This window comes from Achromobacter sp. SD115 (genome assembly GCF_017355315.1).
In the GTDB taxonomy this organism is placed as follows: domain Bacteria; phylum Pseudomonadota; class Gammaproteobacteria; order Burkholderiales; family Burkholderiaceae_B; genus Achromobacter; species Achromobacter xylosoxidans_B.
On record NZ_JADIJM010000037.1, the window covers coordinates 19,291 to 45,935 of the forward strand.

The 26,645-nt window shown below is 67.2% G+C and carries 25 protein-coding genes; 13 read left to right on the forward strand and 12 right to left on the reverse strand.

Translation table 11 applies throughout. The annotated features are described in order from the left end of the window. Positions 1-11 precede the first annotated feature (11 nt). Positions 12-1,049, reverse strand: a complete 1,038-nt coding sequence (locus IPU70_RS31250; RefSeq protein ID WP_207473419.1) for a fumarylacetoacetate hydrolase family protein — start codon at positions 1,047-1,049, stop codon at positions 12-14. Between the two features lie 201 nt (positions 1,050-1,250). Between IPU70_RS31250 and hpaE the strand changes: the two genes are divergently transcribed. Both hpaE and hpaD read left to right on the forward strand, forming a co-directional pair. Next, positions 1,251-2,717 (forward strand): 5-carboxymethyl-2-hydroxymuconate semialdehyde dehydrogenase, encoded by a 1,467-nt coding sequence (gene hpaE, locus IPU70_RS31255; protein ID WP_207473421.1) that lies wholly within the window; start codon positions 1,251-1,253, stop codon positions 2,715-2,717. Between the two features lie 38 nt (positions 2,718-2,755). Then, positions 2,756-3,607, forward strand: coding sequence for a 3,4-dihydroxyphenylacetate 2,3-dioxygenase (gene hpaD / locus IPU70_RS31260; RefSeq protein ID WP_207473423.1), 852 nt, complete (start codon positions 2,756-2,758; stop codon positions 3,605-3,607). Here the strand turns inward: hpaD and hpaR are convergent, their stop codons facing one another. Then, a complete protein-coding gene (gene hpaR, locus IPU70_RS31265) occupies positions 3,608-4,072 on the reverse strand; it encodes a homoprotocatechuate degradation operon regulator HpaR (RefSeq protein WP_013394799.1) in 465 nt (154 codons plus the stop codon). A gap of 97 nt (positions 4,073-4,169) precedes the next feature. Further along, on the reverse strand, positions 4,170-4,781 hold the full coding sequence (locus IPU70_RS31270) for a hypothetical protein (RefSeq protein ID WP_207473425.1): 612 nt from the start codon (positions 4,779-4,781) through the stop codon (positions 4,170-4,172). 414 nt (positions 4,782-5,195) lie between these two features. Between IPU70_RS31270 and radA the strand changes: the two genes are divergently transcribed. The 3 genes from radA (at position 5,196) to IPU70_RS31285 (ending at position 7,841) form a co-directional block, all read left to right on the forward strand. Beyond that, positions 5,196-6,557: a DNA repair protein RadA gene (gene radA, locus IPU70_RS31275; protein ID WP_207473457.1), complete on the forward strand. Its 1,362-nt coding sequence runs from the start codon at positions 5,196-5,198 to the stop codon at positions 6,555-6,557. A gap of 100 nt (positions 6,558-6,657) precedes the next feature. Continuing rightward, positions 6,658-7,437, forward strand: coding sequence for a sulfite exporter TauE/SafE family protein (locus IPU70_RS31280; RefSeq protein WP_207473427.1), 780 nt, complete (start codon positions 6,658-6,660; stop codon positions 7,435-7,437). A gap of 164 nt (positions 7,438-7,601) precedes the next feature. Beyond that, a complete protein-coding gene (locus tag IPU70_RS31285) occupies positions 7,602-7,841 on the forward strand; it encodes a hypothetical protein (RefSeq protein ID WP_013394795.1) in 240 nt (79 codons plus the stop codon). Positions 7,842-7,988: 147 nt separating this feature from the next. On the opposite strand, the gene IPU70_RS31290 is transcribed toward IPU70_RS31285, so the two are convergent. From IPU70_RS31290 to IPU70_RS31300, 3 genes are all read right to left on the reverse strand, one after another. After that, positions 7,989-8,945 (reverse strand): 2-hydroxyacid dehydrogenase, encoded by a 957-nt coding sequence (locus IPU70_RS31290; RefSeq protein ID WP_013394794.1) that lies wholly within the window; start codon positions 8,943-8,945, stop codon positions 7,989-7,991. Positions 8,946-9,048: 103 nt separating this feature from the next. After that, entirely contained in the window at positions 9,049-10,035 is a 987-nt protein-coding gene (locus IPU70_RS31295) for a tripartite tricarboxylate transporter substrate binding protein (RefSeq protein WP_013394793.1), read from the reverse strand. 74 nt (positions 10,036-10,109) lie between these two features. Then, positions 10,110-11,123, reverse strand: a complete 1,014-nt coding sequence (locus IPU70_RS31300; RefSeq protein ID WP_207473429.1) for a tripartite tricarboxylate transporter substrate binding protein — start codon at positions 11,121-11,123, stop codon at positions 10,110-10,112. A gap of 225 nt (positions 11,124-11,348) precedes the next feature. On the opposite strand from IPU70_RS31300, the gene IPU70_RS31305 reads away from it, so the two are divergent. The 6 genes from IPU70_RS31305 (at position 11,349) to garL (ending at position 17,966) form a co-directional block, all read left to right on the forward strand. Continuing rightward, the gene (locus IPU70_RS31305) at positions 11,349-12,278 is read left to right on the forward strand and encodes a dihydrodipicolinate synthase family protein (RefSeq protein ID WP_207473431.1); all 930 of its coding nucleotides are present in this window, start codon (positions 11,349-11,351) and stop codon (positions 12,276-12,278) included. Positions 12,279-12,367: 89 nt separating this feature from the next. Next, a complete protein-coding gene (locus tag IPU70_RS31310; RefSeq protein WP_013394790.1) occupies positions 12,368-13,141 on the forward strand; it encodes a FadR/GntR family transcriptional regulator in 774 nt (257 codons plus the stop codon). Positions 13,142-13,190: 49 nt separating this feature from the next. Next, positions 13,191-14,303, forward strand: coding sequence for an Ldh family oxidoreductase (locus tag IPU70_RS31315; RefSeq protein WP_207473433.1), 1,113 nt, complete (start codon positions 13,191-13,193; stop codon positions 14,301-14,303). Positions 14,304-14,350: 47 nt separating this feature from the next. Then, complete coding sequence (gene araD, locus IPU70_RS31320; RefSeq protein WP_207473435.1) at positions 14,351-16,096, forward strand: L-arabinonate dehydratase; 1,746 nt, start codon at positions 14,351-14,353, stop codon at positions 16,094-16,096. 47 nt (positions 16,097-16,143) lie between these two features. Beyond that, the gene (locus IPU70_RS31325) at positions 16,144-17,139 is read left to right on the forward strand and encodes a tripartite tricarboxylate transporter substrate binding protein (protein ID WP_207473437.1); all 996 of its coding nucleotides are present in this window, start codon (positions 16,144-16,146) and stop codon (positions 17,137-17,139) included. A gap of 59 nt (positions 17,140-17,198) precedes the next feature. Further along, positions 17,199-17,966, forward strand: coding sequence for a 2-dehydro-3-deoxyglucarate aldolase (gene garL, locus IPU70_RS31330; protein ID WP_207473441.1), 768 nt, complete (start codon positions 17,199-17,201; stop codon positions 17,964-17,966). Positions 17,967-17,972: 6 nt separating this feature from the next. Here the strand turns inward: garL and lysA are convergent, their stop codons facing one another. Further along, positions 17,973-19,208, reverse strand: coding sequence for a diaminopimelate decarboxylase (gene lysA, locus IPU70_RS31335; RefSeq protein WP_207473443.1), 1,236 nt, complete (start codon positions 19,206-19,208; stop codon positions 17,973-17,975). A 116-nt stretch (positions 19,209-19,324) separates the two neighbouring features. On the opposite strand from lysA, the gene IPU70_RS31340 reads away from it, so the two are divergent. Further along, entirely contained in the window at positions 19,325-20,278 is a 954-nt protein-coding gene (locus IPU70_RS31340; RefSeq protein WP_207473445.1) for a LysR family transcriptional regulator, read from the forward strand. On the opposite strand, the gene IPU70_RS31345 is transcribed toward IPU70_RS31340, so the two are convergent. Genes IPU70_RS31345 through IPU70_RS31355 form a run of 3 tightly spaced genes read right to left on the reverse strand, consistent with a single transcriptional unit; the run spans position 20,236 to position 24,218 of the window. Beyond that, entirely contained in the window at positions 20,236-21,135 is a 900-nt protein-coding gene (locus tag IPU70_RS31345) for a hypothetical protein (RefSeq protein ID WP_207473446.1), read from the reverse strand. The two genes, IPU70_RS31340 and IPU70_RS31345, sit on opposite strands and share 43 nt — an antisense overlap. Before the next feature lie 42 nt (positions 21,136-21,177). After that, the gene (locus IPU70_RS31350; protein ID WP_207473448.1) at positions 21,178-22,650 is read right to left on the reverse strand and encodes an aldehyde dehydrogenase family protein; all 1,473 of its coding nucleotides are present in this window, start codon (positions 22,648-22,650) and stop codon (positions 21,178-21,180) included. Beyond that, positions 22,647-24,218, reverse strand: a complete 1,572-nt coding sequence (locus tag IPU70_RS31355) for a GMC family oxidoreductase (RefSeq protein WP_207473450.1) — start codon at positions 24,216-24,218, stop codon at positions 22,647-22,649. The genes IPU70_RS31350 and IPU70_RS31355 overlap by 4 nt, the downstream gene beginning before the upstream one ends. 176 nt (positions 24,219-24,394) lie before the next feature. On the opposite strand from IPU70_RS31355, the gene IPU70_RS31360 reads away from it, so the two are divergent. Further along, complete coding sequence (locus IPU70_RS31360; RefSeq protein WP_207473453.1) at positions 24,395-25,303, forward strand: LysR family transcriptional regulator; 909 nt, start codon at positions 24,395-24,397, stop codon at positions 25,301-25,303. A 132-nt stretch (positions 25,304-25,435) separates the two neighbouring features. On the opposite strand, the gene rpsT is transcribed toward IPU70_RS31360, so the two are convergent. After that, positions 25,436-25,699 carry a 30S ribosomal protein S20 gene (rpsT, locus tag IPU70_RS31365; RefSeq protein WP_006396042.1) on the reverse strand — a complete coding sequence of 88 codons (264 nt, stop codon included), beginning with the start codon at positions 25,697-25,699 and terminating at the stop codon, positions 25,436-25,438. Positions 25,700-25,962: 263 nt separating this feature from the next. Next, on the reverse strand, positions 25,963-26,645 hold a 683-nt coding region (locus tag IPU70_RS31370; RefSeq protein ID WP_207473455.1), incomplete at its 5' end, for a FecR family protein.

Sequence of the window (26,645 nt, forward strand, 5' to 3'; positions counted from 1 at the left end):
GGCTCCTGTGCTTATCGGGCGGCCAGCGCATTGCCCAGCGCGCCGACACGCGCGATGCGGATGTCGTAGCGCTGTCCGGCGCGGGCTTGCGGCGCGCCGTGGGGGGCGCCTGCCAGAAGGATGTCGCCGGCTTCCAAGGTCATGAACTGGGTGACGTCGGCGATCAGCCGCGCCACGGGACGGATCAGGTCGGCGGTGCTGGCGCGTTGCGCCACCTGGCCGTCGATGCGCACTTCGATGTCCAGCGCGCCGGGGTCGCCGACGGCGGCCGCGGGGGCGAGATCCTGGCCGATGGGGCAGAAGCCGTCGCGGCATTTCTGCTTGAGCGCCGGGCGGAAGTAACTGGCATGCGGCACCGACAGGTCGGCCACCACGCGGTAGCCCGCCACGTAATCCAGCGCCTCGGCTTCGCTGACGCGGGTGGCGCGGCGGGCGAACACCACGCCCAGGCAGGCGCCCACTTCGACTGCGTCCACGTCGGCGGGCAGGGTGATGACGTCGCCATTGCGGGCGTAGGTGTTGGCGGGCTTGATATAGAGTACCGGCGCCTTGGGAGCGGCTTTATAGGGAACGGCGTCCACGGCATCGCCCAGCGCAGCCAGCGCCTGGCGCGTGTTCAGCGCCGCGCCCACCACGGTCCTCGGCCAAGGCGCCGCGGCGGCCGCGGCGCGCGCGGCCAGGTGTTCGCGGTAGTTGTTGAGCTTGTAGTTCAGCACCGGGTCGGCTTCCTCGATCTGCATCGAGATGCCCAGCGGGCGCGCCGCCATCTGCGGCGCCAGCGCTGCGCTCAGCGCCTGGAACACCCGTTCGCCCAGCGCGGCCTTCTGTTCGGCATTGCGGCCGTGGCCGATGCGCAGCACCACATGGACGAAGGCATTGTCGGGATGGCCGTCGACGATCAGGCAGTCGTCCACCCGCAGCGCGCGCGTGCGCGCGCCGGCCAGCGGGAACAGGCTGCCGTCGCCCACGGCGGCGTCCTGCACGGTCCGCATCAGGGCCTGCGTATCCAGGGCCAGATTGCCCGAGTATTCGATCCAGATATGGGGCATGGCCTTGCTCCACCGAATGTAATTATCATGTTAACTATATTAATGAAAAACCGCGGTAACAACAATCCGCCAGAAGGTTTCGGCGCTTGGCATCGCCTGGGGCTTTCCCGGCGTTGACAGCACCGTCCGGCAAGCATAACGTTAACGTGTTAATCAAATTTGCGCTGGCCGATCCGGCGCAGTCAGGACGAGGAGCCGCGCGTGAGCATCAAGCACTGGATCAACGGCAAGCAGGTCGACAGCAGCGACCGTTTCATTACCAGCAACCCGGCCACGGGCGAGGCCATCGCCGAGGTGGCCGCGGGCGGGCAGGCCGAGATCGATGCGGCCGTCGCGGCCGCGGCCGGGGCCTTTCCCAAGTGGGCCAGCACGCCCGCCAAGGAACGCGCCCGCCTGATGCGCAAGTTGGGCGAACTGATAGACCAGAACGTGCCGCAGTTGGCGGAACTGGAAACCCGCGACACCGGGCTGCCGATTTCGCAGACCCGCAAGCAACTGATCCCGCGCGCCTCGGAAAACTTCAATTTCTTCGCCGAGGTCTGCACGCGCATGAACGGTCACACCTACCCGGTGGACGATCAGATGCTGAACTACACGCTGTATCAGCCGGTAGGCGTGTGCGCGCTGGTGTCGCCCTGGAACGTGCCGTTCATGACGGCCACGTGGAAGACCGCGCCGTGCCTGGCGCTGGGCAATACCGCCGTGCTGAAGATGTCCGAACTCTCGCCGCTGACGGCGGACCAGCTGGGCATGCTGGCGTTGGAGGCCGGTATTCCGGCCGGCGTGCTGAACGTGGTGCAGGGCTACGGCGCCACCGCCGGCGACGCGCTGGTGCGCCATCCCGGCGTGCGCGCGATCTCGTTTACGGGCGGCACCGTGACCGGCAAGAAGATCCTGGCCAGCGCCGGCGGCGTCAAGAAGTACTCGATGGAGCTGGGCGGCAAATCGCCGGTGCTGATCTTCGACGATGCCGACGTGGAACGGGCGCTGGACGCGGCGCTCTTCACCATCTTCTCGCTCAATGGCGAACGCTGCACCGCAGGGTCGCGCATCTTCATCCAGCAGACCATCTACGACGAGTTCGTGCGCAGGTTCGCCGAACGCGCACGGCGTCTGGCGGTAGGCGACCCGACCGATGACAATACCCACGTGGGCGCAATGATCACGCGCCAGCACTGGGAAAAGGTCACGGGCTACATCCGCCTGGCCGAACAGGAGGGCGCGCGCATCCTCGCGGGCGGCGCGGACCGGCCCGCCGGCTTGCCGGCCCACCTGTCGGGCGGCAATTTCGTCAGCCCCACGGTGCTGGCCGACGTCGACAACCGCATGCGCTGCGCGCAGGAAGAGATCTTCGGCCCGGTCGCCTGCCTGCTGCCGTTCAAGGACGAGGCCGAGGGCCTGGCGCTGGCCAACGACGTGAAGTATGGCCTTGCGTCCTACATCTGGACCAGCGACATCGGCCGCGCGCACCGCCTGGCCCGCGGCATCGAAGCCGGCATGGTATTCATCAACAGCCAGAACGTGCGCGACCTGCGCCAGCCCTTCGGCGGCACCAAGGAATCCGGCACGGGACGCGAAGGCGGCGAATACAGTTACGAGGTCTTCGCCGAAATCAAGAACGTGTGCGTGTCCATGGGCAGCCACCACATCCCCAGATGGGGTGTCTGAGCCCGGTCCGGACTGACAAGAACGAGGAGACTAGCATCATGGGCAAGCTCGCGCTGGCGGCCAAGGTAACGCATGTGCCGTCCATGTATCTTTCGGAACTGCCTGGCAAGCACCAGGGCTGCAGGGAGGCCGCGATCCAGGGACACCGCATCATCGGCCAGCGTTGCCGCGACCTGGAAGTCGACAGCATCGTGGTGCTGGACGTGCATTGGCTGGTCAACGGCGGCTATCACGTGAACTGCAACAGCGGCTTCAAGGGCCGCTACACCAGCAACGAGCTGCCGCATTTCATCAAGGACATGGATTACGCCTACCGCGGCAATCCTCAGCTTGGGCGCCGCATCGCCGAATGCGCCAACGCCGCGGGCGTGGGCACGCGTTCACATGAAATCGACAGCCTGGAACTGGAGTACGGAACCCTGGTGCCCATGCGCTACATGAACGGCGACGGACACTTCAACGTGGTATCGGTCGCCGCCTGGTGCGCCTGGCACTCGCTGGACGACAGTCGGCGCTTCGGCGCCGCGCTGCGCCAAGCCATCGAGGCCAGCGACAGCCGCGTGGCGGTGCTGGCCAGCGGTTCGCTGTCGCATCGCTTCAACGACAACGGCAGCCCCGAGGCGGCCATGCACCAGATCAGCCGCGAGTTCTTCCGGCAGGTGGATTTGCGCGTGGTGGAATTGTGGCGCCAGGGGGACTGGAAGAGCTTCTGCGCCATGCTGCCGGAATACGCCGACCTGTGCGTGGGCGAGGGCGGCATGCACGATACCGCGATGCTGCTGGGCCTCTTGGGCTGGGACGGCTACGACCAGCCGGTGGAGATCGTGACGGACTACTTCGCCAGCTCCGGCACCGGGCAGATCAACGCGATCTTCCCGGTGCCGGCCTGATCATTCTTCCTCGGAGGCGCGCGGGTCGGCGGGCTCGCGCTTGATCAGTTCGACCATGGTGTCGACGTCGCGGTACAGGCGGTCCAGCAATTCCTTGCCTATCCTGGCCTCGATCTCCTGGTATTTCGCATCCACTTGCGGCCGCATGCGGTCGATGAGCTTGTTGCTCTTGGGCGTCAGCGAAATTTCCTGGCGGCGCTGATCGGCGCTGGAACGGGCGCGCTTGATCAGGCCCTGTTCCTGCATGCCCGCCAGCATGCGGGTGAGGCTGGGGCTGAGGATCTGGCAAGTGCGGGCGATCTGGTTGGGTTCCATGGAGCCCACCTCGCTCAGCGTGCGCAGGACCCGCCATTGCTGTTCGGTGACGCCTGCGGCGTGCAGGATGGGGCGGAAATGCGCCATCAAGGTTTCGCGCGCGTAGAGCAGCAGATGGGGCAGATTGCGGTGGTGGAAGCTCGGACTCATGGCGGCTATGTTAGCAAGAAGCCGCGCCCCGCCGGGTTGATATCGGACACACGCGGCCATCGGCCGCGCAAAGCGCGGCGCCGATGGGCGGCGGGGGTCAGGACGGGATCTGCTGAGCCAGTTCCTGGAGGTCGTCGGGCAGCTCCAGGTCGGGGGCGGCCTGCTGCAATTCGCGCAGCGCCTGTATGGCCTCTTGCGGCTGTTCCTCGCGCACCAGCGCCCGGATATGGGTCACGCGGGCTTCGATGTCCTGGTCGCTGAGGGCAGGCGTTTCCGGCGCGGCAGGCTCGGCGGCCGGCTGTTCCGCGGCGGCTTCCTGGGCCGGGGCGGCTTGCGGCGCGGCTTCCTGTGGCGGCGCGGCCACGCGCTCGGTGACGGGCGCGGTTTGTTCGGCGGGCGCTTCCGCCGGCGTGGAAAGCAGGGCGGGCGAGCGTTCCGAGCTTGTCCCTATTTCGTGCGGAGCGATGACCGGCGTGTTTTGCTCGGTAAAGTCCTGGGCTTCGCGCATTTCGGTCCAGGCGAACAGGCCGAAGACCATGGCGGCGCAGGCGGCTGCGCCCCAGGCCGGGTGCCAGCTATGGCCGGGATGCCAGCTGCGGCGCACCGCAGCGTCCAGTTCGGGACTGGCCGCGGGGCCATGCCTACGGTACAAGGCGCGCAGCTCCCGTTCATCGTCTTCGTCGAAAGGGGGGCGGTAGGTAATGCTCATGCGCGTACTCCTCGCGCATACGCCTGGTGGCAAGGCGCATCCGCGTCTGACCTCTACGCACGCCGCGCCGGTGGTCCGGCGGTCTCGTCGTGGCTCGGGTCCTGTTCCGGTTTAGGCGGCTTCCTGGAAAGCCGCGGGGTGATTGCGCCGCGATTCCCGCACCCGCGCCCTGGGGCGTACGGTTGCAGGTATGCCGCCCTGGACCGGACGGTTCGTCAATGCGCTGCACTTGATGATTATGCGCGATCTGGAGAAATCCGCCAGAGAATTTCTTGAGTTTGCATCATGTAACTTCAGCTTGTCCCTGTTTTTGAAAGCAGAATGACAGATAAGCGCACCGCCATGGTGCGCGCCGGGACGAAAGCGCGCGCCTGGCGCGCGCCGCGGCCCTGGCTTGCCGGTACACTTTCGCGCATGGCCAAATCCCGAACCGTATACGTGTGCTCCGATTGCGGCGGCACCACCCCGAAGTGGCAGGGCAAATGCCCGCATTGCAACGCCTGGAACACGCTGGAAGAAACCGTGGAGTCGTCGGCGCTCGCCGCCGCCTCACACCGCTATGCGCCGCTGGCGGCCGCCAGCCCGGTACGCAGCCTGTCTGAAATCGAAGCCCGCGAAACGCCGCGCCAACCCACCGGATTGGAAGAGTTCGACCGCGTGCTGGGCGGCGGCCTGGTGGCCGGCGCCGTGGTGCTGATCGGCGGCGATCCGGGCATAGGCAAGTCGACCCTGCTGTTGCAGGCGCTGGCCTCGCTGTCGGAAGTCACCAACGTGCTGTATGTCACGGGCGAGGAATCCGCCGAGCAGGTGGCGCTGCGCGCGCGCCGCCTGGGCCTGCAGACCGGCAACGTCAACCTGCTGGCCGAGATCCGGCTGGAGTCCATCCAGTCGGCGGTCTCCGAGCAGAAGCCCACTGTCGCCGTGATCGACTCGATCCAGACGCTGTACAGCGGCGAACTGAGCGCGGCGCCGGGTTCGGTCTCGCAGGTGCGCGAATGCGCGGCGCAGCTCACGCGCCTGGCCAAGCAGACCGGCATCGCCATCGTCATGATCGGCCATGTCACCAAGGACGGCGCGCTGGCCGGGCCGCGGGTGCTGGAGCACATCGTCGACACCGTGCTGTATTTCGAGGGCGACACGCATTCCTCGTTCCGTCTGGTGCGGGCCTTCAAGAACCGCTTCGGCGCGGTCAATGAACTGGGCGTTTTCGCCATGACTGACCGCGGGTTGCGCGGCGTGGCCAATCCGTCCGCGCTGTTCCTGTCGCAGCACGAGCAGCAGGTCGCGGGTTCCTGCGTCATGGCCACGCAAGAAGGCACGCGCCCGCTGCTGGTGGAAATCCAGGCGCTGGTGGACAGCTCGCACGCGCCCAATCCGCGCCGCTTGACGGTGGGGCTGGAGGGCAACCGCCTGGCGATGCTGTTGGCGGTGCTGCACCGGCACGCCGGCGTGTCCACCTTCGATCAGGACGTCTTCGTCAACGCGGTGGGCGGCGTGCGCATCACCGAGCCTGCGGCCGACCTGCCGGTGCTGCTGGCCATCATGTCCTCGCTGCGCGACAAGCCGCTGCCGCGCGGCCTGATCGCCTTCGGCGAAGTCGGGCTGGCGGGCGAGATCCGGCCCGCGCCGCGCGGACAGGAGCGGCTGCGCGAAGCCGCCAAGCTCGGCTTTTCGATCGCCCTGATCCCCAAGGCCAATGCGCCGCGCCAGCCCATCGAAGGGCTGGAGATCTGGGCGGTGGACCGGCTGGACGCCGCGCTGGACAAGTTGCGCTGACGCCGGCGCCGGCGAATGCCGGCCGCCTGCGCAGATTGGTATCGGTAATCCGTACATTGATAGCCCGGCCTGCGACAGGCCGGGCCTGCTGGAGCAAGACGTGAGTCTGTTAGTTATCGCCGCGTGCCTGGCCGCGGGCGGCCTGATCGGTTTCATGGGCGGCGTGCTGGGCATCGGCGGCGGCCTGATCGCAATTCCCGCGCTGGTGCTGTTGATGGGCATGTCGCAGCAATTGGCGCAGGGCACGGCGCTAATCATGGTCCTGCCCACCATCATGATGGCGGTGCGCAAGTACAACCAGCAGACCCGCATCGACAAGCGCGTGGCGCTGGCGGGCGCCGCCGGCGCCGTGGTGTTCACCTGGGTCGGCGCGCAGCTGGCGCTGGGCATAGACTCCGGCATCCTGCGCCGCAGCTTCGCCGTGTTCCTGTTCTTCATTGCGCTGTTCTATGTCTGGCAGACCTGGCGCGCTTCGCGTCCCGCCGCCGCGCGCAAGCCTGCGGCCAAGGGCACGGCGCCGGTCTTCACGCCGCGCCGCGCCAGCGTACTGGGCATGCTGTGCGGCACGCTGGGCGGCTTCTTCGGCGTGGGCGGCGCGGTGCTGGCCGTGCCCATCATCACCACCGTGTTCCGGCTGCCGCAGACCACCGCGCAGGCGCTTGCGCTGAGCATGGTGATACCGGGTTCCTTCATCGCCTTGATCACCTATACCTGGGCAGGGCAGGCCGATTGGCTGGTGGGCGTGCCGTTGGCGCTGGGCAGCCTGCTGTTCGTGCCTGTCGGCGTGAAGCTGGCGTACCGGCTGCCTGAACGCAAGCTGAGAGCCTGCTTCGCGCTGATGCTGTTCGCCACCGTGGCGCTGCTGGCCTTCGAGAGCTGAACCGCGTCCGCGCCATATTTCGAAGCGTTAGCGACCGCAATTTTCTGGTTCCGCGCTGAACCTTCTGGATGGGTCCCGTTCAAACGGGAACGGGTAAAGCGGCGATGTTGCCGCCCCGTGTCGAAAAAAGGGCCCCGGTCCTTTTACATTCAGGAGTTCATGAAATGACGACTCACTCCCGTATTGCTGCGTTCCTATCCACCTCGGCCTTGTGCCTCGGTCTTGCCGCCGCGCCTACAGCGTTTGCGGCGGGCGCCGATGCCACGTCCAAGACGGGTGAAACCAAGACCCAGGCGCAGCACAAGCATCACAAGTCCGACAAGACCTCCGCCAAACCGGCGGCGGGCAAGTCGGGAGGGGCCGCGAAGACGGAGCATTCCGGCGTCGCGACGCCGGCGAAGTAATCGCGACGGGCCTTGCGGCCTGATAGTTCCTTTGCGTAAACGACTTCCGATTCCCGCGGGGGCCGGAAAGTCGAAAGCCTCTCGGTATGGGCGCCGAGAGGCTTTTTCATGGGCGCGCCGCGGCCGGGGCCGCGGCGGATGGCGGGCTTACTCGGCCGGCGTGATCACGCGGCCGGTTTCGAAGAACGCTTGCAGGTTTTCCAGCATCAGGTTCTCCATGGCCATGCGGGTTTCCAGCGTGGCGCTGCCGATATGCGGCAGCAGCACCGCCTTGTCGGTCTTGAGCAGCGCCTCGGGTACCTTGGGCTCGTGCTCGAACACGTCGAGCGCGGCGCAGCCCAGCTTGCCCGCTTCCAGCGCGGCGACCAGCGCGGTCTCGTCGATGACGGGGCCGCGCGCGATGTTGACGATGATGCCGGTGGGGCCCAGCGCTTCCAGCACTTCGCGGTTCACCAGATGGCGCGTGCTGGGACCGCCGACGGTGGCCACGATGAGGAAGTCGGCCCACTTGGCCAGATCGGTGAGCGAGGCCTCGTAGCCGTACTCGACGTCATCGCGCTTGCGGCGGTTGTGGTAGCGCACGTCCATGTCGAAGCCCATGCCGCGGCGGGCGATGGCCTCGCCGATGCGGCCCAGGCCGACGATGCCCAGCTTCTTCCCGCTGACCCGCAGGCCTAGCGGAATGCCGCCATGCACCTGGCCCCATTGGCCCGCGCGCACGAAGCGTTCGCCCTGGCCCATGTGGCGCGCGCCCGCGATCAAGAGGCCCCAGGCCAGATCGGCGACGCAGTCGGTCAGCACGTCGGGGGTGTTGCTGACCTGCACGCCGCGCTGCTTGGCGGCCTGGACGTCGATGGTCTCGTAGCCCACGCCCCAGCTGCAGATGGCCTTCAGGTCGGGCAGGGCGTTGATGAGTTCGGCGTTGGCGCCAAAGGTGGCGGACGTGACGACGGCGGTGATGCCCTTGCCATGCTCGGCCAGCGCCGCCTTGCGGTCCGGGTACTTCCATAGTTCGACGACGTCGTAGCGGTCCGCGAGCGTCTTGTTGGCGTAGGGGGAACCGGCCAGCGAGCCGACCTGGATGATGCGATGCTTGGTGGTCATGTTGTCGTACAGGTGGGTGGCAAAACGTTGATGCTACTTGATCCGGCCTTGAACCAGGCTGACAGGATGCCAGCCAGGGGCACCCTGCAGTCTGATCGCGGCCTCACTCGAGCTGGATATTGGCTTTCTGGATGACGTCCTTCCAGCGCTTGACCTCGGCCTGCTGGAACGCCGTGAACTGCTGCGGCGTGTTGGCCACGACCTCGAAGCCCAGGCCTTGCAGGGTCTTTTCGGTCTGGGGATCGCGCAGCGCGGTTTGCAAGGCCTTGGACAATTGCTGGACGACGGGCGCGGGCGTGCCCTTGGGCACCGCGAAGCCCTGCCAGGAATACACCACCATGTCCTTGATGCCGGCCTCGGCCAGCGTGGGCACGTCCGGCAGGTCGGCGGCGCGGGCGTCGCCCGTGATGGCCAGCGCCTTGAGCTTGCCGGCCTTGATGTGGGTCTGGACCGCGCCCAGGTTCTGGAACGACACGTTGACCTGCCCGCCGATCAGGTCGGCGATGGCCGCGCCGCCGCCGCGGTAGGGCACGTCCACGCCCGTGCTCTGGGTGCGCTGGCGGAACAGCACGGCGGACAGGTGGTCCGACGAGCCCGTGCCCGAGGAGGCATAGGACACCTTGCCCGGATTTTTCTTCGCGTACTCGATCAGTTCGGCGACGGTGCTGGCCGGAAATGCGGGAGCGGCCACCAGCACGTTGGGATTGCGCACCGCCTGGGTCAGGTATTCGAAATCCTTGCTGGGGTTGTACGACAGGTTCTTGTACAGCGCTTCGTTGATGGCGAAGGTGCCGATGGAGCCGACCATCATGGTGTAGCCGTCGGGCGTGGAGCGGGCCAGCGCCTGCGCGCCGATGGCGCTGTTGGCGCCAGGCTTGTTCTCGACCACGAAGGTCTGTCCCAGGATCTTCGTCAACCCTGGCGTGACCGAGCGCGCGGTGATGTCGGAAGATCCGCCTGGCACGAAGGGCACGATCATCGTGACGGGTTTGTCGGGATAGCCGGCGGCCTGCGCTGCGGGCGTCCCGAGCAGCACGGCGCCCGCGGCGACGGCGGCTGCCATGGCCGCGGCGCTCATCAGTTTGTTCATGGTGTCTCCTGGTTCGCGTGCTGATGAAGAGCCCGCCGCCCACGCGTTGCGGACGGGCCCGGATCGGCTTGGGGTCAGTCGACCTTGGCGCCGGATTTCTTCACGACCTCCGCCCATTTGGCGGACTCCTGCGCCATGAACTGTTTGAATTGGGCCGGCGTGTTGCCGGAAGGCGTGGCGCCCTGTGCCTGCAACTGGGCGCGCACCGATTCCAGCTTGAGGGCGGCGGCCACGTCGCGCTGGATCTTGTCGACCACCGCCTGCGGCGTGCCGGCGGGCGCCAGCAGGCCGAACCAGCTGGACGCGTCATAGCCCTGCACGCCGGCCTCGGCCATGGTGGGCACGTCGGGCAGGGCGGGCGAGCGCTGGGCGCTGGTGACGGCAAGCGGGCGCAGCTTGCCGCTCTTGAGAAAGCCCATGGAGGACGGCAGGTTGTCGAATATCAGGTCGGCGGAACCGGCCATCACGTCGGTCAGCGCCGGGCTGCTGCCCTTGTAGGGGACGTGGGTCATGCGCGTGCCCGTCATGTTCTGGAACAGCTCGCCCGACAGATGGGTGGAAGTGCCGTTGCCGGTGGATGCCATGTTGACGCTGCCCGGATTGGCCTTCAGGTACTTGATCAGGTCGGCCACCGTGCGGATGCCGTGCTTGTCGGCGAAGCCGGGGTTGAGCTCCAGGATGTTGGGCACCGGGATCACCAGGGTCACAGGCACGAAGTCCTTGACGGGGTCGTAGGGCAGCTTGGCATAGACGGACTGGTTGATGGCATGGGTGCTGACGGTGCCCATCAGCAGGGTGTAGCCGTCCGGCGCGGCGCGCGCGGCTTCGGCCGTGCCAACGTTGCCGCCGGCGCCCGCCTTGTTGTCCACCACCACGGCCTTGTTCCAGGTCTTGCCCAGTTCGGCCGCGACGATGCGCGCCGCAATGTCGGTGGTGCCGCCGGCCGGGAAGGGCACGATGATCTTGACGTCGCGCTCGGGGTAGTCGGCCAGCGCCGGCGCCGCCGGCAACAGCAAGGCGGCGGCCGTCAGGACGGTGGTAGACAGGGCGGACAGGACGGACCGGCCTCGCGCAGGGGCTGCATGCATGGAACTCGTCTCCTCGGTGTGCGCGTGGCCGCGCATCGTTTCTGGGGGTATTCCGCCCCTGGCATGGCCCGAGGCTTTGACGCTGCATGGCGCCCCGCGGCGCCCTGCGTTTTGCTGCCGGACTACTTGTAAAACAAATATAGGTATTGAGCTTGTGCTTGTCAACCAAGTATACTTTTTCGAACCCCTACACCCGATAGCTGGATCAGCCAGGAGCCCCCGCCCATGAAAACCTCTCCGGTCACCGCGCAGGATTTGCAGCGTTCGGTCATTGCCGTGCCGCCATTGGCGCGCCACGACGATCTTTCGCTGAACGAGGCGGCCAACAAGGCCTTGCTCGGCCATCTGGAAGCGGGCGGTGTGCGCAACGTGATGTATGGCGGCAATGCCAATTTCTATAACGTGGGCGTGGGCGAGTACGCGCGCATCGTCGACATGCTGGCCGGGCTGGCGGGCGCGGACACCTGGATCCTGCCTTCGGTGGGGCCCGACTACGGCAAGATGATGGATCAGGCGGCGATCCTGCGTACGCGCGCCTTTCCCACGGCCATGCTGCTGCCCATGTCCTTTCCCTATACGGACGCGGGACTGGCCGAAGGCGTGCGCCGCTTCACGGACGCGCTGGGCAAGCCCGCGGTGATCTACATCAAGTCGTCCGGCTACCTGGCGCCGGAAAGCGCCGCGCGCCTGATCGAAGAGGGCCGCATCGTGGCCTTCAAGTATGCCGTGGTGCGCGACGATCCGTCGCAGGACACGTACCTGTCGTCCTTGCTGCAGGCGGTGGATGCGCGCTGGATCGTCAGCGGCATCGGCGAGCGCCCGGCCATCGTGCACTACCGCGATTTCGGCCTGAAGAGCTTTACTTCGGGCTCGGTCTGCGTGGCGCCGAGAGGCTCGATGCGCCTGTTGCATCTGCTGCGCGACGGTCGCTACGACGAAGCCGAAGCCGTGCGCCAGCACTACCTGGGCCTGGAGGACTGCCGCGACAGCATCAGCCCCATCCGCGTGCTGCACGACGCGGTGACACTATCGGGCGTGGCGGACATGGGGCCGATGTTGCCCTTGCTGACCGGCATTGCCGCCGCCGAGCGCGAGCGCGTGGCGCCGGTGGCGCGGGCCCTGGCGGCCTGGGACCGGGAGGCGGCCGCCGCGTGAACGCGCAAGCGGGCCGGGGCGCGCGCATTGACGGTACGATGAGCGCTGTCCCGCCATCGCGGACTGCGCCATAGCATCGAGGAGGTTTCGTGGCCCGACCCAAAGCAACACCGGCGCCTGCGCCGCAGGCGCCCGCCGAATCCGACGCCGCTGGCGCGCTGGTGCTCGAACGCGGGCATCGGGTCCGCCTGGCTGACCAGCTCTACGGCCAGATCTTCGAGCAGATCGTGTCCGGCGGACTGAATGTGGGCGACAAGCTGCCTTCCGAGAACGAGATCTCCGAACGCTTTGGCGTGTCGCGGCCGGTGGTGCGCGAGGCGCTGCTGCGGCTGCGCGCCGACGGCCTGATCACCGCGCACCAGGGGCTGGGCACCTTCGTCAGCCACGCGCCGGCGCCGCGCCTGAAGACCTTCAACGACGTGCAGAACGTCAGCGCCTATCTGCGGGCCCAGGAGGTGCGGGTGGCGCTGGAGGGCGACGCCGCGCGCCTGGCCGCGCTGCGCCGCACCGACGAACAACTCAGGAAGATCGCGGACGCGCATGCGGCCTTCGCCGACAGCCTGGCGCGCGGCCAGGTATCGGCCGAGGCCGACCTGGCGTTCCATGCCAGCATCGCCGAAGCCAGCGGCAACGACTTCTATCTGGGCGTGCTGGAAAGCATCCACGAATCCATCAGCGGCTTCATGCGCCTGACCCTGAACCTGACCCGCACCGGTTCGCGCCAGCGCGCGCAACGCGTGGTGGACGAGCACGCCGCGATCCTGGACGCGATCCGCGAACAGGACAGCGAACGCGCCCGCGTCGCCATGCAATTCCATCTGGGCCAGGCCCGCCACCGGCTGGTGGACCGCGAGCGCGATTGATCTTCGCCGCCCGCCCGCCGCGACCAAACCAGAACCACAGGAGACGAGAGTGCCAGGGAACGGAGTCATAGCGGCGGACGTGCCGGTGGAGCAGGTCCGCGAGCAGATCCTGCGGGTGCTGATGGCCTGGGGCATGGCGCAGGATCTGGCGCACATCACTGCGGGCCTGATGGCGCGCACCGACCTGCTGGGCATCGATTCGCACGGCATCTCCATGCTGCCGGCCTACGAGGACAAGCTGCGCGCCGGCACCCTGAGGCTGGACGCCAGGCCGCGGATCCTGCGCGACGGCGGCGCCAGCGCGCTGATCGACGGCATGGGCGGCCTGGGCTATCCGGTGGCGGCGCAGGCGATGAACCTGGCCGTGGACAAGGCGCTGGAGCATGGCGTGGGCGCCGTGTCGGTCCGTAATTCGCATCACTTCGGCGCGGCCGGCGTCTATGCGCGCATGGCGGTCGAGCGCGGCGTGGTCGGGCTGGTGACCAGCAGCGCCAACGGCGTCATCATGGTGCCCACGCGCGGCGCCATGCCCATGCTGGGCACCAACCCCATCGCCTTCGGCGCGCCGGCCGCCTACAACGAACCTTTTCTGCTGGACATGGCGACCACCACCGTGGCCGCCAACAAGGTCAAGGTCTATGACTTCCTGGACCAGCCGCTGCCGCCGGGCTGGGCGGTGGACGGGCAGGGCGGGGCGGTCACCGATGCGGCCGCCGCCATGCAGTTCATCTTCAAGCATCCCGAGGGCGGCTTGACCCCCTTGGGCGGCACCGCCGCCATGAGCAGCCACAAGGGCTACGGCCTGGCGATGATGGCGCAGATCCTGGGCGGCACGCTCAGCGGCAGCGCCTTCGCCGCGCGCCGCGCCCCGACGCGCCGTCCGGGCGAGCCCGACGACGTGGGCCATTTCTTCCTGGCCCTGAACCCCGACGCGTTCCGCGCGGCTGGTTCGTTCGAGTCCGACATGGACGACATGATCGACGCCATGCACGATACGCTGCCCGCCAATCCGGACGAACCGGTGCTGGTGGCGGGCGAGCCCGAAGCCGCCGAGCGCGCGCGCCGGCTGCGCGAGGGCATCCCCATACCCGCCGCGCTGGCCGAGCGCCTGCGCGCCATCTGCGAGCGCGCAGGCACGCCTTATCTGCTGGACGCGGCGTGATTCCATCTTCCCTATAAACCCTTGCCCAAGAGCACAGGAACAGAGACATGAGCAATTCAGACAAGCGCAAGAAACCCGAAGAACTGCGCAGCCACCGCTGGTACGGCGCGCGCGACCTGCGCGCGTTCGGCCACCGGTCGCGCACCGCGCAGATGGGCTATCACCGCTCGGATTACGCCGGCAAGCCGGTGATCGCCATCATCAACACCTGGAGCGACATCAACCCCTGTCACAGCCACTTCAAGCAGCGCGTCGAAGAGGTCAAGCGCGGCATTTGGCAGGCGGGCGGCTTCCCGGTGGAAATGCCGGCCATGAGCTTGTCGGAACCTTTCCAGAAGCCCACCACCATGCTCTACCGCAATCTGTTGGCGATGGAGACGGAAGAACTGCTGCGCTCCTATCCCGCGGACGGCTGTGTGCTGATGGGCGGCTGCGACAAGACCACGCCGGCGCTGCTGATGGGTGCGGTGTCCATGGACCTGCCCACCATCTTCATGCCGGCCGGCCCCATGCTGCGCGGCAACTGGAACGGCAACACCCTGGGTTCGGGCTCGGACACCTGGAAGTACTGGGCCGAGCTGCGCGCCGGCAACATCACCGAGGAAGACTGGCAGGGCGTGGAGGACGGCATCGCCCGCTCGCCCGGCCACTGCATGACCATGGGTACCGCGTCCACCATGACGGGCGCGGTCGAGGCGCTGGGCTTGTGCCTGTCGGGGGCCTCGTCGATTCCCGCGCCGGATTCGCGCCACGCGCAGATGGCCAGCCTGACTGGCAAGCGCATCGTGGAGATGGTGTGGGAAGACCTGAAGCCGTCCGACCTGCTGACCGCAGCATCCTTCGACAACGCGGTGCGCACGGTGCTGGCGCTGTCCGGCTCGACCAATTCGGTGGTGCACCTGATCGCCATGGCGCGCCGCAGCGGCTTTGGGCTGGACTTGGACCGCTTCGATCATCTGGCGCGCACCACGCCGGTGCTGGCCAACCTGCGGCCGGCGGGCAAGTACCTGATGGAAGACTTCTATTACGCGGGCGGTCTGCGCGCGATGCTGGTGCAGCTGGGCGACCTGCTGGACACCACGCAGCGCACCGTGGACGGCCGTACGCTGGGCGAAAACATCGCCGGCGCGCGCATCTTCAACGAAGACGTGATCCGGCCGCGCGCGCAGGCGCTGATCGAGCGCGACGGGCTGGCGGTGCTGCGCGGCAACCTGGCGCCCGACGGCGCCGTGATCAAGCCGCCCGCCATGGAGGCGCAGTTGCAGGTGCACACGGGCCGCGCGGTGGTCTTCAAGGATTACAACGATATGGCCGCGCGCATCGACGATCCGGACCTGGACGTGGACGCCGACAGCGTCATCGTGCTGCAGAACGCCGGACCGCAGGGCGCGCCCGGCATGCCCGAATGGGGCCAGCTGCCGATTCCGCAAAAGCTCTTGAAGCAGGGCGTGCGCGACATGGTGCGCATTTCGGACGCGCGCATGAGCGGCACCAGCTACGGCGCCTGTGTGCTGCACGTGGCGCCCGAGGCCTATGTGGGCGGCCCGCTGGCGCTGGTGCAGGACGGCGACCGCATCACGCTGGACGTACCCGCGCGGCGCCTGGAGCTGCTGGTGTCCGACGAGGATCTGGCCGCGCGCCGCGCCGCGTGGCAGGCGCCGCCGCCGCGTTTCGAACGCGGCTACGGCGTGCTGTACCTCAAGCACATCGGCCAGGCCGACACGGGCTGCGATTTCGATTTTCTTCAGACTGAGACGCGCGCTCCGGCCGCGGGCGAGCCTGAAATCCACTGACCCGGACACCGGGCGCACATACTAAAAAATCCACGGAGGAGACAACCATGCAACAGAAAAAACCGGCGGCGCGCGCACGCTTGGCCATCCTGGCGGCAGCGGGCGCGATGGCCATGCTGCCTGGCGTACTGATGGCGCAGGGCGCGGCCTGGCCCGCCAAGCAGATCAAGCTGGTCGTGCCGTTTCCGGCCGGCGGCAGCACCGATTCGGTGGGCCGCCTGCTGGCGGCCGAGCTGTCCAAGGAACTGGGCCAGACCGTGGTGGTCGAGAACAAGGGCGGCGCCAACGGCAACATCGGCTCCGACATGGTGGCCAAGGCGGAGCCTGACGGCTACACGCTGCTGCTGTCGGGCGTGGGCTCCAATGCCATCAGCTATGCGGTCTACCAGAACATGCCATATCGCAATAGCGACTTCGCGCATGTTTCGTTGCTGGCGACCGGCCCCAATGTGCTGGTGGCCAACAACGATTTCCCGGGCAAGACCTTCGCGGACTTTATCAAGCTGGTGCGCGAGAACCCGGGCAAGTACACGCACGCGAGTTCGGGCAGCGGTTCCTCCGGCCATCTGGCCATGGAAATGCTGGAGCAGGACGCCAAGATCGATCTGGTGCACGTGCCCTACAAGGGCGGCGCGGCCGCCATCACCGACATGATTGGGGGCCGCGTGCAAGTGATGTTCCTGAACCAGGACACGCTGCTGCCGCAAGTCACCTCGGGCAAGCTGCGCGCATTGGCCGTGGCCAGCGCCAAGCGCAACCCGGCGTACCCCGACACGCCCACGGTGGCGGAATCGGGCTACCCGGGGTTTTCCGCCGAGTCCTGGTTCGGCTTGTCGGCGCCGGCGAAGACGCCGCCCGCCGTGATCCAGCGCCTCAACCAGGCGACGGTGAAGGCCCTGTCCTCGCCCGACATCCGGCAGAAGCTGGAGAGCGTGGGCTTCGTGGTGGTGGCGGACGACCCCAAGTCGTTCTCGGCCTTCGTGGATAACGAGATCGCGAAGTGGGGCAAGGCAGCCAAGGCCTCGGGCGCGAAGATGGATTGAACACATGGCCGGACCGCGGTCCGGCCGGACCTGATTTTTCTTTTGAAGTGAAGGCGGCAATGAACTCACCCTTACCCAACCGTTTCCGGCAACGCATCCTGGCGCGCGAACGGCTCATCGGATTCTGGATGTGCATGTCCAGCCACATCACGGCCGAGCTCGTGGGGCTGGCCAACTTCGACTGGTTGCTGCTGGACGGCGAGCACTCGCCCAACGAAGTGCCGATGTTCCTGCAGCAGCTACAGGCCTTGCAGGGCAGCGCCAGCGCCGCCGTCGGCCGGCCGTCGTGGAACGATCCGGTGGAGATCAAGCGGCTGCTGGATATCGGTTTCTACAACCTGCTGATTCCGTTCATCGAATCGGAGGAGGACGCGCGCCGCGCGGTGGCCGCCACGCGCTATCCGCCGCATGGCATGCGCGGCGTGGCGGGCGCGCAGCGCAGCAACCGCTATGGCACGGTGCCGGACTATCTGCACACCATCAACGACAACATCTGCGTGCTGCTGCAGATCGAAAGCCGCCCTGGGATAGACGCGGTCGATGAGATCGCCTCGGTGGAAGGCGTGGACGGCGTGTTCATCGGGCCGTCCGACTTGGCCGCGGCGCTGGGCCATATCGGCAATCCGGGCCATGCCGAAGTCCAGGAGGCCATCCGCCACCTGTACCAGCGGGTGTCGGCGCAAGGCAAGGCGGTGGGCATCCTGGCGCCGGTCCACGCGGATGCGCGGCGCTACCTGGACATGGGCATGCACTTCGTGGCGGTGGGCACCGACCTGGGCGTGTTCAAGCAGGCGACCTTCGCCTTGCGCGAGGCCTTCCCGACCTGAGGATGCTCAGGCGTCTTCCAGCGCCAGCAATTCACCTATCGTCTGGCGGCGGCGGATCAGCCGGGCGGCGCCGTTGTCCAGCAGCACTTCCGGCGCCAGCGGCCGGCTGTTGTAGTTCGAGGACATCGACGAACCATAGGCGCCCGCGTCGTGGAACACCAGGAAATCGCCGATGCGCGGCTGCGGCAGCAACTGATCCGACACGACGCCGCCCGCGTCCTGCGTGAACACGTCGCCCGATTCGCACAGCGGGCCCGCCACGGCGATGCGGGTCTCGGCCGCGCCCTGCGGCCGGCTGCCGTCGGGCGCGTGCACTGAAATGCGGTGGTAGCTGCCGTACATGGCCGGGCGCATCAGATCGTTGAAGCCGGCATCGACCAGCGCGAAGTCGCGTTCCGGGCGGCGGTTGATCGAATGCACTTCCGACACCAGCGCGCCGGCCTCGGCGACCAGGAAGCGGCCCGGTTCGATTTCCAGGCGGATCTCGTGGCCCAGGCGCCCGGCGATGCGCTGGCGCGCCGCGTCCCATTGTTCGAAGTAGTGGTCGCAGTCGATGCGGGCGTCGCCTTCGCGGTAGGGGATGGACAGGCCGCCGCCTGCGGAAATGGCTTCGATGTCGTGGTCCAGCGAGGCCACCACGTCGACCATGGCGTCGCAGACGCTGGACAGGTGGGCGTAATCCACGCCCGAGCCGATATGCATGTGGATGCCGACCAGCTTCAGGCCGTGGCGGCGCACGATGGCCATGGCTTCGGCCACGTCGCCGATCCAGATGCCGTGCTTGCTTTGCGGTCCGCCGGTGTTGGTCTTGTTGCTATGGCCATGGCCGAAGCCCGGGTTGATGCGCAGCCAGACGCGGTGGCCGGGCGAGGCCTGGCCGACGCGGGCCAGCATGTCCAGGGAGCCGGCGTTGACGGTAATGCCGTGCTTGAGCACGGCGGCCAGCGTGGCGTGGTCGATCAGGTCGGCGGTGAAGACGATGCCTTCCGGTTCGCCCTGGGGCTGGAAGCCGGCGGCCAGGCTGCGTTCGATTTCGCCCAGCGAGACCGCGTCCACCACCGCGCCTTCGGCCCGCATCAGACGCAGGATGTGCAGGTTGGAGCAGGCCTTCTGCGCATAGCGGATGGTGTCGAAGCGGCGCAATTGCGCAATGCGTTCACGGATGACGGCGGCGTCGTACACCCAGAGCGGCGTGCCGTGTTCGGCGGCGAGTTGGGTGAGTTGGCGCGGATCGAAGGCCATGGCGGGCGAAACCTTGTTTGTGGAGGTGAAAACAAGCCGGCATGATGCCTGCCTTCGGTCATCCAGTAAAATGCTTATATTTCCTTGATCGATTCATTCTTGATATGAGCGCGGCCATGCTGACGCACCGGCAAATCGAAGTCTTCCGCGCGGTCATGATCGCGGGCAGCGTGACCAAGGCGGCCGAACTGCTGGGCTCGTCCCAGCCGACCGTGAGCCGGGAGCTGGCGCGCATGGAGCAGGGCATAGGCTTCACGCTGTTCGACCGGGTGGCGGGGCGGCTGCGGCCCACCATGCCGGGCCTGGCGTTGTTCGACGAGGTGCGCCAGTCCTATGCCGGCCTGGAGCGGGTGGCCTCGGCCGCCGCCCGCCTGCGGGCCTACCAGGGCGGCCAGTTGTCGGTGATCGCCTTGCCGGTTTTTTCCCATTCGATCTTGCCGGACGCGTTCCGGCGCTTCCATGAACGGCATTCCGGGGTCAGCCTGGCGGTCGAGACGCAGGAATCGCCCTTCCTGGAGGAATGGCTGAGCGCCCAGCGCTATGACCTGGGCCTGACCGAGCATGACGCGGCGCCGGCCGGCACGCGGGTGGAACTGCTGCTGCAGGTGGACGAGGTATGCGTGCTGCCCGACGGCCATGCGCTGCTGGGCAAACAGCACATGGAACTGGCTGATTTCGCAGGCCATGCGTTCGTCAGCCTGTCCTCCAGCGATCCCTACCGGATCCAGATCGATGAAGCCTTTGCCGAAGCCGGCGTGTTGCGGCGCTCCATCGTCGAGACGACGACCGCCGTGTCCGTCTGCACCTTCGTGCGCCAAGGCCTTGGTCTGGCCATCGTGAACCCGCTGACGGCGCTGGATTTCGTCGGCCGGGGGCTGCATATCCGTCCCTTGACGCGCTCGTTTCCGTTCCGGGTCAGCGTGGTGTTTCCGGAGCATCGGCCAGGCAATCCGCTGGTGGGCGCGCTGATGGCGTCATTGCGCGAGGCGGCAGAAGCGGCCCGGAACCGCCTGGCGTCAGGCCTGGATCAGGGAACGCCGCGCAGTCGCCGCTCTGCCGCCAGCCGGTAGGCCTGCAAGCGGGCCTTCAGCAGCGGGTCGCCCGCGAACTCGATGCCGGCAGGCAGGATGGAAGGGTCGAACACCAGGACGCGTTGCGCGTCCTGATCTGGCGCGATGCGCTCCAGCATCAGGTATCCCAGGAGCATCGAGCTGCCGTGTCCGGGCCAGGCCGTGGACAGGTCGTCCGTCGCGCCTTGTTCCGGCGCCGGGGTGAATGCTAGTTCCAGCGCCACCGGGCCCGCCTCCATTGCATGGCGCAGGGCCTCGTTCATACAGTTCCGGCCGGCCAGGGCCTTGTGTGCCCCGTCGGCGTTCCTGCCCCGGATCGTCAACCTGCCGGTTCGCGTCTGGCCATCCGCGGCCGTCAGGCGATAGGCATGAAGCATGTGATAGCTGCGCGAGGCATAGCCCGTGGGCAGGGCGTCGTGCCGCAGTTGGTCGAAGCGTTGCGCCGGGGGATGGGCCGCCAGGTGGGCTTGCAGCGATCCGGGGACTGCGTGCTGTGTGTTCAATGCCTGTATGAAGGCAAGAAACGCTTGCGGGTCTTGCGCGGGGAAGCCTTCGAGCGAGTGGCCGACGAGCACCAACGGGGAATCCTGCCCGATGCGCACGGCCAGGCCGCGCGGTTCGGCTTGCGGGCTGTCCTGGCGAATCCTCGGGTCGGGGCCGGCGTCCGAGAACCGGGCGATGAGCGGCAGCTCCGCGCCGTCGAACATGGGCGAAGCGCTGAATTGCGCGGCCAGGGGCACGCCGAGGAACCTGCCTTCCACAAGCAGTCCGCGCGCGTGATTGACGCGACAGCCTGGCGGGACGTCCGCGCCCGCATGGAGCGCGTCGATCAACTTTGCGGCGATGGAATCCGGCATGGGAGTCTCCTTTTTTCTAATGGATGTTCTGGCTCGCCGGCGTTACCCGAGGCCAGGTTTGAGCGCGATGTGCTTGTATTCGATGAAGTCCTCCAGCGCGGCCAGGCCGTTCAGGCGTCCGAGTCCGGACTGTTTGAAGCCGCCTTCCTCGGTGTTGTCGTAGACCTTGGCCCAGTCGTTGATCCACACCGAGCCCGCGTCGATGGCCTGGGCGACGCGCAGCGACCGGTCGACGTCGCGGGTCCAGACGCTGGCGGCCAAGCCGTATTCGCTGTCGTTGGCCAGGCGTATGGCTTCGGTTTCGTCGGCAAAACGCTGGATCGTCAGCACAGGGCCGAAGGTTTCTTGCTGGACGATGGCGAGACTGTTGTCGGACACTTCCAGCAAGGTGGGGCGGTAGAAGGCGCCGCTGGCCAAAGGGCCCGTAGTCACGGGTCCGCCGCGCTCGATGACGCTGGCGCCGGCCGCGATCGCAAGGTCGACCGCATGGTCGACGCGTTCGACATTGGCGCGGTCGATCAAGGGCCCCATGTCGCTGGCAGGATCGGCTGCCGGGCCGACCTTGACCTTGCGCAGCCGGTTGGCGAGTCCGTCCCGTACTGCTGCATAGATGCCGTTCTGCACCAGCAAGCGGGCGCCGGTCATGCAGAACTGGCCGCTGAAGACAGTGAGCGCTTTTTCCAGCACGGGCAGTGCGCCGTGCACGTCCGCGTCATCGAACAGAATCATGGGCGTCTTGCCGCCCAGTTCCATGCCGAAGCGCTTCAAGTGCCTGGCGCCGGCGCCGCTGATCGCGCGGCCCGTGCGGGTGGACCCGGTGAAGCTGATGACGGGAACCTCGGGCGAGTCCACGAGATAGGCGGAGCCCTCGGACCCGCTTTCGAAGAACAGGTTGATCACGCCGTCCGGCAGGTCCTCGGCTTCGGCCATGATTTCGGCCATGAAGCTGGCGGTTTGCGCCACCTGGCCGGGCAGCTTGATGACCGCGGTGCATCCCGCCGCCAGCGCTGGCGCCAGCGACCGTATGGTCAGCACCGCCGGCGAATTCCACGGCGCGATCACACCCGCCACGCCCATGGGCTGGCGCAGGATCATGGAGATGCGGCCAGGCCTGGGCGTGAGCGCCCGGCCGCTTTCGAGCAGGGCCGCGGCGGCCGCGTAGCGCAGCTTGCTGGGAATCATGTCGAGCTCGAAACCGGCTTCGCCCTTGATCTTGCCGTTTTCGAGCGCAAGGATGTCCAGCAGCCGCTCGCGGTTGCGTTCGAAGGCGCGCGCCACTTGCTCCAGCACGCGGGCGCGCAGTTCGTGGTCGTGCGCCCAAGAGCTTGCGCGGAAGGCCCGCGCGGCCGCGGCGACGGCCGATCTCGCTGCCATCAGGCCGTTGTCGGGATAGTGGCCGATGACGTTGTAGGTGGCGGGGTCGATCGATTCCTTCAAAGGACCTTCGGAGCGCTGGACGCCGCCGATCCAGTTGTAGGCCTTGCAGGTCCAGGCGATGCTTGCGGTGTTGTTCACGATTTGGCCTCCGTATTCCTGATCCAGTGGCTGACGCGCTCGGCCAGCATGACCACCGTGGGGTTGGTGGCGACCGAGGGCACATCAGGGAAGCTGGATGCGTCCGCGACCCGCAGGTCGGCGATGCCGCGGACGCGGCCTTGGTAGTCCGTGACCGCGGCCGGATCGCTGTCGCCGCCCATGGGCGCGGTCGAGGTGGGGTGATGGTAGATATCGAGCGCCTTGGGCAGGGCCGCTTCCAGCGCCGCGGCGTCGGCCGCGTCCGGGCCGGGCACGAGTTCCTGCGCGATGATCTCGGACAGCGGACCTTGGCTCGCCATCTGGCGGATCAGTTGGATGCCCTCGACCATCAGTTCCCGGTCGCGCGCCGTCCCGAGGATGTTGAGGTCGATGAGCGGCGCTGTGCGGGCATCGCGGTCCAGCAGCTTGAGCGTGCCGGTGGAGGTGGGGCGGGTCAGCGCCAGGGCCAGCATGAAGATGGCGCCGGTGGGGGAGTCCGCGGGATCGCCATAGTGCACGGCGCTGACCTGCAGGTCGCCGTCGCCCGGTCCGGCTTGGGATGATTGCGTCCACAAGATGGCGCCGACCGGCGGAATGGGCAGGCCCAGTAGTTCGGGATGCGCGGCCCAGATCGTGAAGAAGAAGGGGTGCTCCTGCAGGCGTTGGCCGACGGGAAGATCGGCCACGACGGGGATACCCAATGCCTCGAGGCCGGCCGCCGGCCCGATGCCGGAGCGCAGCAGGATGGCGGCCGATCCGTATGTGCCGGCAGACAGCACGATCTCGCCGGCCGCGATCCGCTCGCCATCGGCCAGGATCACGGCCTGTGCCCGGCCGCCTTCGATCTCGATGCGGTCCGCCAGCGTTTCGCTGCGGATTGTCAGATTGGGGCGCGCGCGCACAGCGTCCGAGAGATAGGTCATGCCCGTATTCAGCCGCTGTCCCATGCGGTTGTTCATGGGATAGGGGCCGACGCCGAACGGCGCATCGCCGTTGAAATCCTCGACCCTGGGATGGCCAGCCATCTGCGCCGAGGCCAGGAATGCGCGCTGCATGTCGGAGATTTCGTCGTCCTGCAGCTGGTGCACCGGTTCCGGACCAGAGCGGCCATGGCATTGGTCGGCGCCCGAGGCGGTCCATTCGCTGCCGCGAAAGAACGGCAGCACGTCGGTGATGGACCAATGCGGCAGGCCGGCACGGGTCCAGCGTTCGAAGTCTGCGGCGGGCGCCCGCATCCAGACGCCGGCATTCACGGCCGAGGAGCCGCCCAGCACCTTGCCCCGCGGGAGCGGGAACGATTTTCCGCCCCAGCCAGGCAGGGACGAATACCCCCAGTCATGCCCGGCATCGCCGCCGATGATGTTCTGGGCGCGGACGGCATCGGGATAGGCGTGGGGCGGGTAGGCCCGGCCGGCTTCGAGCAGCAGTACGCGGCGCGACGCGTCTTCGCTCAGGCGGCTGGCCAGCACGGCGCCGGCCGAACCGCCTCCAACCACGATGACGTCGAACGCGGCGTTCTTATGTTCTGATTTTTCAGATCCCGGAGGGTGACGCAGTCCTATTTTCATAGCGGCCTCGACCAAAAAATTCCAGCTTGTGTCAGCATTGGCGGTTTGAATGAACGCAGGGAAGACCGATCGGATCAGGCCGTTGCGGCCGCTTCATCAGTCGTTCATTTGGGTGCATCATTCATCCGTACCGTCTCAGACAGAAGATGGGTGGCCGTCTCTAGACTCGCGAACCTATGTCCGGAATCTTCTCGATAGAATCGTTCAGTGGGTTGGTCGCTTTCGCGGCCACGGTGGAATCCGGCAGTTTTGCCGCAGCCGGGCGCAAGCTGGGCCTGTCCGCTTCCGCGGCGGGCAAGGCGGTCGAAAGGCTCGAGCTCAGATTGGGCGTGCGGCTGTTGCATCGCACCACCCGCTCGCTGGGCCCGACCGGCGAGGGCGAGGTCCTCTACCGTCATGTCGCCAAGATCCTGAAGGACCTCCAGGAGGCGGAACGGGAACTGCACCTGGTCCAGAATGCGCCCCGCGGCCGTCTCAAGATCAGTGTTCCCACCGTCATGGGCCGCCGGATCGTGTTGCCGGCGCTCAGCGAATTTCACCTGAGCTTCCCCGAGGTCCTGGTCGATATCAGCCTCGACGACCTGATCGTCGACGTAATCGAGGACGGCTACGACCTCGTGCTGCGCCTGGGCGAACTGGCGGATTCCGGGCTGCAGGCCCGCCGGATCGGCCCGCATGGGTTCACGACTTGCGCCTCGCCTACGTACCTGGCGCAGCGCGGCACACCGCGGACGCCGGCGGATCTCAGCGGACACTGCTGTATCTATTACCGGTTTCCGACCACCGGCAGGCCGGAAACCTGGGCGTTCAAGGGCGCGCAGTCGGACAAGCCGCTTAAACCTTCCGGCATATTGAACGATGGCGAGGCCCTGGCTTCCGCGGCGATCAGCGGACTGGGGATCGTGCAGGTACCGAACTACCTGGTAAAGGACGATGTGGAGGCGGGGCGGCTCACGCCGGTGCTCGAGGACTGCACGGATAGCCGCGGCAGCGTTTCGCTGCTATGGGCGCCGCGCTCGGCAGAGGTCGCCCGGGTGCGCGCATTCATCGATTTCTTTGCCGGGCGGATTGCGGCGCAACTGTAGCGGCGTCAGTCGGAGATTGCCGGAATGGGATAGTTGCGTTGCGGCGGCCAGGAACGCAAAAAAGGATGCCCAGAGGCATCCTTTTTCATTTGCCGTATTCGTGACGCCCTGAAAACAGGGCGGCAGAATGGCTTAGGCCAGCGCCTTGATGGCGGCAGCCAGGCGGCTCTTGTGGCGAGCGGCCTTGTTCTTGTGGATGATGTTCTTGTCGGCCACGCGATCGATCACGCTGGAGGCCTTCTGGAACACTTCGCCAGCCGCAGCCTTGTCGCCAGCGGCGATGGATTGGCGAACGCGCTTGATGGCGGTGCGCAGCATCGAGCGCAGGCTGGAATTGTGCTTGTTGCGCTCAACGGATTGGCGAGCGCGCTTGCGGGCTTGGGCGGTATTGGCCATGTTGCTATATAAGTTGAATTCGGCAAAGTCGAACATTGTAGCAAGTCCCTGCGGGATTGCAAGCTTTTAATGTCTGATCGACCGAGGGAGCGCCCGTCAACCGGGCGGGGGCGCTGCGGGAAAAATTCCCCGGGCTGGAGAGCCCTTGCGGATGGTCCTCATGCAAAGCCTTGAGGAAAATCCGTGGCGCCTACTGGATAAAAACACCGTAACTAGTATACAACGAAGCCGCCCTCGAGAGCGGAACGCCGAGCGCGGCGTTGTCAGGTAGCGACGTTGATGGAGACAAACCAAGGAGTGAAGCGGCGGACGTGGATAGGCATGATGTCGCGCAGCGTGTCCAGCGCGGCGTCGGTGTCGTCCAGCGGGAAGTGGCCAGACACCGGCAGCCCGCCAGCGGCCATGGAAACGCGCAGGGTGCCGCTGCGGTAGGGGCGCAGCGCCGCGATCACTTCGGCCAGGGGACGGCCCCGTGCTTCGACCCAACCCGCTTCCCAGGCGGCCTCGGCCATGAGTTCGGCGCGCGGGGTGTCCATGCGGGCCGCGTCGAAGCGGGCACCTGTGCCCGCCCGGACGGTGCCGTGGGCGCCGGACATGGTCTCGACTTCGACCTCGTGCTCATGCACCACCACCAGGGTGCGCTGGGCTTGCTGGCGCACCATGTAGCGGGTGCCCAGGGCGCGGACCGTGCCTTCGGCCGTCTGGACCAGGAAGGGGCGGCGCGCGTCCGGAGCCACCGACACCGTCACGGCGCCATCCAGCAGCCGGACCTGGCGGTAAGCGGGGGTGAAGTCCAGGTTGACCCGGCTGCGGGCGTCCAGCAGCAGTTGGCTGCCGTCGGACAACACATAGCGGCGGCGTTCGCCGGTGGCCGTGGCGGCATCCGCGGCAACGTTGCCCAGCGGATAGAAGGCGTTGCCCACGTAGGCCGCACAGGCGCCGGTAC